Here is a 6,715-nt window from a genome sequence, read left to right as displayed (position 1 = left end):
GGGGAAATAGTAGTCAACACATAGGATATTCGGCAACAAATAATATTTATAACTTAAAAGGTGGGAAGAAAGTGAAGAAAAGTATAATTGCTCTGGTTGTAATGGCTATCTTCTGTATTTCTAGTGTGGTACTGGCAGCAGCCAATCCCTTCGATGATGTTCCCGCAAAACATTGGGCATATGATGCCGTGAACAAGCTAGCGAAAGATGGCGTTATCGATGGTAATGGAAACCGTACTTTCGGAGGCGACAAGCCTATGACCCGCTATGAAATGGCGCTGGTAGTCGGTAAAGCCATTTCGAATGCTACCAAAGCGGATGCTGAAAATAAAGCACTTATCGAAAAGTTATCTAATGAGTTTCAAAAAGAACTTGAAAATCTCGGTGTACGTGTAAAAGCATTAGAAAAAAAGAGTGATAAACTAACTGTCTCGGGGTTTCTCCATCTATCAGAGCAAGTATGGCGTAACTCGGGTGTTTATGAGGGAAGTTATTTTGCAGCAGGCAAAAATCCCGGTTATGGGTCTGAAAGCCCGCATGCAGATGATGGCCAATGGTTAGCACTAGGTGTCGACCTTTTTACAAGGTACAAAGTAAATAACAACTGGCAGCTGGTCATTCATGACGATCTTACCAGAGATGCTCAGAGCGGTAGTTTTGCAGTAAATTCGAGCGCCTCGGATGGCCTGATGGCCGGCCAACAGCGCGGCTGCGAGATATATGCGATAGGTTCTACTGGCATCACCAATGTCAAGGTCGGTAAATTTGATTATATACCTGTCTATGGTATGTTTTTGTGGCCTGATAACAAAGCCGTAGTTGGTGCCCAGTTTTCGGTTGGCGATCCCAAAGAGCTGAAAGCAACAGCAACTTACGGCTATTTAAGAAAAAGCTGGACAGGTACCACCGTTAACCCACGCATTCTTTCCGGCACTACCGACAATCGTTATGCCGCATTAGAGTTGACGGCTGCGATTGCTAAAGATGCCAATATCAAAGCAGCCTATCACCGGGTTTCAAATGATGGCAACTACACAAATTCTATTAGCGGGGCCACCGATGTAGTTAAGCCTTATGCCACTACCATGAACTTCTGGGAATTAGGAGCCGATAAGATGCTCACCCCTAAACTAAAACTATATGGTGAAATTGAGCGATCTGATGCAAATACCGAAAACAAAGCGTTTATTGTCGGACTTACTTATGGTAAAGCAGATATTAAAACCCCTGGATCTTTTTCGATTACCGGAAGATATGTCCACTGGGATATCAACTCGTCGGTAAACCATGGAACCTGGATGGCCGGTCAGGCCCATGGGGCTAAGGGTCCTGAATTAGCTTCTAATTTTATTATTGATGAAAATGTGGGTATTATGACCTGGGTCAACTACATGTCTCCAACTGATGGTACTTCCGGTAAGATTAGAACCATCAAAACCGAATTGGATTTTTACTTCTAACATAGCAGGATGATTAGCATCAATAAACAGATATGACGGAATGATAAACAGGAGAGCGATGAAAAAATGAAAACTGCTCAAGAATTACTTCAAGAGCGTACTGCGCGAGTGAAAAAGGCCATAGCATTGGAAAAGACTGACCGAACGCCAATACTTCTTACTGCTGATGCCTTTTGCGCATATCATATGGGTGTGAAGATGTCTGATTTTGTGTTTGATGTAAAACTATCTTCGGAAACTATTTTTAATTCTTTAAAGAACTTAGGCGATGTTGATGGTACCGGCGGCGCATTCTGTGGAGCGCGATTGTTTCCTCTCATGGCCTATGCAAAAATGAAGTTGCCTGGTGTAGAGTTGCCGGATAATGCTTTTTGGCAGATTGATGAACAAGAATTAATGACAGTAGATGATTATGACACAATTTTAGACAAAGGCTGGAATGCTTTCAGTCAAGACTTTCTGGTAAATAGAATGCATATTCCGGTAGCTGAGCTGATCGCAGAAACAGTGAAATTGCCGCAACTGCGACAAAATTTTGTTGATGCAGGTTATGTGGTCTACATTGGTGCCGGTGCATCCATTACTGTTAACGAATATCTGAGTGCTGCCCGTACGTTTCCCAAGTTCTTGAGGGATTGTTTTAAAATGCCGGACAAAGTTGAAGCAGTACTAGATGTAATATTAGCAGAGACATTGGAGAAAATTAGAAAGCAAATACGTGGTTCAAACTCCATTGTAGTATTTGTTTCCCCTTCACGTGGTGCCAGTCAATTCTATTCCCCCAAAATATGGGAACGGTTTGTCTGGAAGTATTTGAAGGCAACTGTTGATGCTATTATTGAAGAAGGCGCTATAGCCAACATTCATATTGATGGTAATTGGGAGCGTGATCTGAAATACTTCAGGTCGTTTCCCAAAGCAAAAGTAGTATTTGAAACCGATGGTGCAACCGACATATATAAAATCAAAGAGGTTTTAGGTGACCACATGTGTATTAAAGGCGATGTTTCAGCTGCCTTACTTACTGTCGGTAAACCGGATCAAGTATACGATTACTGCACAAAACTAATTAAAGATATGGGATCAGGATTCATCCTTTCTACTGGTTGTACGGTACCACCTAATGCTAAAGTGGAAAACGTAAAAGCTATAGTGGCGGCCGCCACAGGCAAGTAAACATTAGCTGATGCAAAATAGCTAGATGCGTTTAGGTTTTTCTATTCCCTTTGTTTTGCATGAGCTTACTAAGTTTGTAGTATAAGTAGCTTGAAGGATCAAGTTTGGCTGCGTTTCGAATACAATACACTGCTAAAACCTCCTGTGGATACCGATTGGGTGCCCGCAGGAGGTTTTTCTTCTAATAGCAGGGATTTTCTGGTTATTGTCCTTGCAGACAACTGTGGATTATCCGAATACTTTACAGAATATTTACCTGCTCTTAATAATTATTTACCAAATTTATGCCATAATGAGGATAACAGATAGATGAGGAGGTTTGAATATTGCAAAAGAAAATATGGGCAGCTCTGGTGATTGCAGCACTAACAATTTCAAATATGGCTGTAAGTTCAGCCGCCGATACGCATATAAGAATCAGTAAGTACGTTGTTGCCGTTCCGACAAAGTTTAACGTAGGGTACACAGGTCAGAACCAGCAGACGTTTCCCAATGGATTTCGGACAGGTTTCGGTTCCGGATTAAGCTTTAAGTCAATGAATAAAGATGGTTCAATTGAATTATATGGCATTACAGACCGCGGTCCCAATGGGGATGGCCCTGGTTATCAAACCGGAGATCAAAATCTTAGTTGCAAATTTTTCCCATCACCTGATTTCCAACCCGAGATTGGGATTATTAAGCTTAAAGACGGTCAGGCTTCGGTGATAAAGACGATTGGGTTAGAGACCAAGCAGGGGCGCCAATTGACTGGCTTGCCGGTTACCCCTGGTTTGATTGGTACAACTAATGAGATTGCTTTGGATGAAAATCTGGCCAATTTGGGCTATGATAATAATGGTCTTGATCCAGAAGGAATCGCTGTAGATAAACAAGGGAACTTCTGGACCTGCGATGAATATGGTCCGTTTATTACTCAGTTTGATAATAAAGGGAAACTGCTTAAAAAATATTCCCCTGGGGATGGATTGCCGGAGATTCTCAAATATCGTGTTCCGAACCGTGGTTTTGAAGGGATTACAATAGCGCCGAACGGCAGTGTGTATGCGATTGTACAAAGCCCGCTAGCGCTTGATGAAACTACTGGTAAAACTGCCCGGTTCACAAGAATTGTAAGACTTGATCCAGCTACCGGGAAAACCGCTATGTTCGCGTATCCAATTGATGTGGCTGCTTACAAAGCACCTAAGGATGCGAAGGTCGGTGATATTTACGCCATTTCTGACACCAAGCTTTTGGTTATTGAACAAGGTAAGGGTAAAGATAAGAATATGCGAAATCTCATCTACAGTATAGATTTAGCTCAAGCAACAGATATTTCAGGCCTTAAAGTTGAGGGTAAAGAGCTCGAATTTATTGCTGATCCCAGTAAACTAGCAGGGATTCATTTTGCAGACAAAACACTGGTGTTTGATTTGAGGGCCCATGGCTGGAATACAGAAAAAGCCGAGGGACTAACTATGCTTCCTGATAAAAAGACCATTGCGGTGACCAATGATAATGATTTTGGTATCGCAATAGAAGTAGTAGACCCCAAAAACCCTAAGGCCGAAATTACCGACTATACTTTATTACAAGACGGCAGTTTCCGTTATAAAAACGAACCTGCTCAGCCACAGATTACGATTGTGGCTAACGATGAAGCAGAAAGAAATCAATACATCTGGATGATTGAACTCCCGGAAGCGCTGCGCTAATAGTGGGGTTATTAAACCAGTAAATCGGTTTGACAATATGAAAACCTCCTGGATACGTGACTGGTATCCAAGGAGGTTTTTCTTATGCGTGCACTCCAGTATGGGTACCTATCTGCTGGCATGCCGCGGTTATACTGCTGTTATCATTCTTCAATAAATTGAGTCAATTCCATATTGAATTTATCACGCTCATCATAGAACAGTCCGTGACCGCTGTATTTAAACGGCACAAGCCTGGAATTTCTAATTCCCTCTTTTTGGGCTATACCCAAGGGAAACAGACAGACTTTGTCATGGATGCCGTGGAGAATTAATGTGGGTACCCGTATTCTCCCCAGATCAGCAAACAAGCTTTCATCTCTAAATGTGGCAGCACACATTGCTGTGGACCAACCTGCTGCCTGTAGTCCTAATTGGAGAAACCAATCGGCGAAAGGCCCTGTTAGATACTGAAAGAAAAATATGTCGCCGACCCCCTGCAGCATCTTAGGCCGGTCATTATAGGTTTGTTGAATAAACTGCGTTACATCTTCCTTCGGCAATCCATAGGGGAAATCAGGGCGCCTGGTGACACTGGGAGCAGCAGCACCAAAGAGGGCAAGCTTTGCTACCCCGCACCCATTGTGGCGAGTCATATAGCGAATGGCGATTGCTCCCCCCATGGAATGGCCACCGAGCGTAAAATTTTTTATGTTGAGTGCTTCAACCACTGCTCTAACATCATCAGATAACCGGTCATAGTCATAACCATGCCAGGGTCTATCAGAATTGCCAAAGCCTCTGGTATCTATTCCGATGCACCGATAGCCCATCTTGGGCAGTTGATTAAACTGATATTCGTACGCATTATGGCTTAAAGGCCAACCATGCAGAAATAAGATTGTTTTCTCACCCTCAGGATTAAGATCTTCGACATAAATCTTTACATCTGGTTCTACTTTAATATAATATCCCACAGAGATTCCTCCATTTGTCAATGTCTTTAGTAACATATTATGCGTTTAAGCATAATATGTTCTCGTACCGGAAGCATGGAGAAATGCAGTAGATCTGGATTTAGCCGCCTTTTAAAAGATACTTACAACCATAGTACCCCAATAGCTGTTGTGAGCAGGGTGAGCGGGAAACCAACCTTGAAATAATCTCGGGCTGTTATCTGGACTTGCTCACCTTTAGCAATCTCCACCACAATCAGATTGGCAATAGAGCCGGTAATCGTAAGATTGCCGGCTAATGTGGAGAATAATGCTAACGCTTTCCACCAATAGTCTGCGTTTGCTGATGGTATCAGGAATTTTAATAATAAAACGGCAGGAACATTGCTGACGATGTTTGAAACGATGAGAGTCAGTGTTGCGAAAAGCCCCATATTATTAATTTCGCCAACAAACAAATGGTTAAGAAGCATATTCATTAGCCCGCTATGTTCGATACCGGCTACAACAATAAAGAGACCAATAAAAATAATTAACAGATTGAAGTCAACGCTGGTATATACTTTATTTGGTTTTACACGTCTGGTGATGAGTAATAAGGCTCCGCCCAGACTGGCCGATAGAGCCAGATCGTAGCCACTCATATAAGCAAATAATACGGAAAATAATATAATAAAGGTTTTAATTAGCAGATACCTGTGAACAGTGGTGTTATGGACAGGAACTGGGAAATAACTGCCTTTTAGTTCTTCCCGGTAATAATATGTTATCGCAGCGTAAGTAGCAAGCAAACCGATTAGTGCTACCGGGCTGGCAGCTATAAAATATGCGAAAAACGATAAGGTAGATAAACTTCCTACCAGGATATTCTGCGGATTGCCGAGTAGTGTCGCGGCACTGCCGATATTGGATGCCATTGCTACCCCTAACAGATGCGGCAGGGGATTGCACTGGGTTTTCTTACAGATAAATAGCACTACCGGCGTAAAGAGCAGACAGACGATGTCGTTTATTGCTAATGCCGACATAATGCCGCTAACCATGATAATTGCAAATAGCAACTGTTTTTTGCTGTTGACGTGCTGGCAAACCGCATTTCCCATCAGTTCAAAAAAGCCTGCTAATTTTAGGTTAGCAACGACAATCATCATGGAAAATAAGATGATGACTGTTCTAAAATCAACAGCTAAGATTGCTTCCGGAAAGGATAATACCCCTGTGCCTACTGTAGCTACCGCACCAATAATTGCAGCACCGGCACGGTCTACCCGGAATATTGGGCTTTTACCAAGGGTAAATATGACAAGTACGGCCAGTAAAATTAATGCAGACCATAGCATTTCTATCCGGTATTCCAAGATAAGATACCACCTTCAGTTTTTAAAATTATTCATAAGTATAACATGATCACGATACCATTAGCTAATTATGCTAGCAAAAGGAACGG

5 protein-coding genes are annotated in these 6,715 nt (G+C 42.3%); 3 read left to right on the top strand and 2 right to left on the bottom strand.

Going from position 1 to position 6,715, the window contains the following annotated elements; translation table 11 throughout:
* The first annotated feature begins 71 nt into the window (after positions 1 to 71).
* The 3 genes from VN379_RS20865 to VN379_RS20855 all read left to right on the top strand — a co-directional run bounded on the left by VN379_RS20865 (position 72) and on the right by VN379_RS20855 (position 4,333).
* Positions 72 to 1,460, top strand: coding sequence for an S-layer homology domain-containing protein (locus VN379_RS20865; protein ID WP_325537440.1), 1,389 nt, complete (start codon positions 72 to 74; stop codon positions 1,458 to 1,460).
* A gap of 66 nt (positions 1,461 to 1,526) precedes the next feature.
* On the top strand, positions 1,527 to 2,636 hold the full coding sequence (locus VN379_RS20860; RefSeq protein WP_325537438.1) for a uroporphyrinogen decarboxylase family protein: 1,110 nt from the start codon (positions 1,527 to 1,529) through the stop codon (positions 2,634 to 2,636).
* A gap of 326 nt (positions 2,637 to 2,962) precedes the next feature.
* Positions 2,963 to 4,333, top strand: coding sequence for an esterase-like activity of phytase family protein (locus VN379_RS20855; protein WP_325537436.1), 1,371 nt, complete (start codon positions 2,963 to 2,965; stop codon positions 4,331 to 4,333).
* Between the two features lie 143 nt (positions 4,334 to 4,476).
* Here the strand turns inward: VN379_RS20855 and VN379_RS20850 are convergent, their stop codons facing one another.
* Positions 4,477 to 5,289 carry an alpha/beta hydrolase gene (locus tag VN379_RS20850; protein ID WP_325537434.1) on the bottom strand — a complete coding sequence of 271 codons (813 nt, stop codon included), beginning with the start codon at positions 5,287 to 5,289 and terminating at the stop codon, positions 4,477 to 4,479.
* A 122-nt stretch (positions 5,290 to 5,411) separates the two neighbouring features.
* Positions 5,412 to 6,626: an SLC13 family permease gene (locus VN379_RS20845; protein WP_325537432.1), complete on the bottom strand. Its 1,215-nt coding sequence runs from the start codon at positions 6,624 to 6,626 to the stop codon at positions 5,412 to 5,414.
* Positions 6,627 to 6,715 lie beyond the last annotated feature (89 nt).

Origin of the sequence: Sporomusa sp. (assembly GCF_035561255.1) — a bacterium.
GTDB lineage: Bacteria > Bacillota > Negativicutes > Sporomusales > Sporomusaceae > Sporomusa.
This window is presented reverse-complemented; position numbering and strand designations above follow the sequence as displayed.

What these genes read in the sequence shown, in the direction of transcription:
- VN379_RS20860 (WP_325537438.1), top strand. Translation starts at nt 1,527, where the DNA reads ATGAAAACTGCTCAAGAATTACTTCAAGAGCGTACTGCGCGAGTGAAA.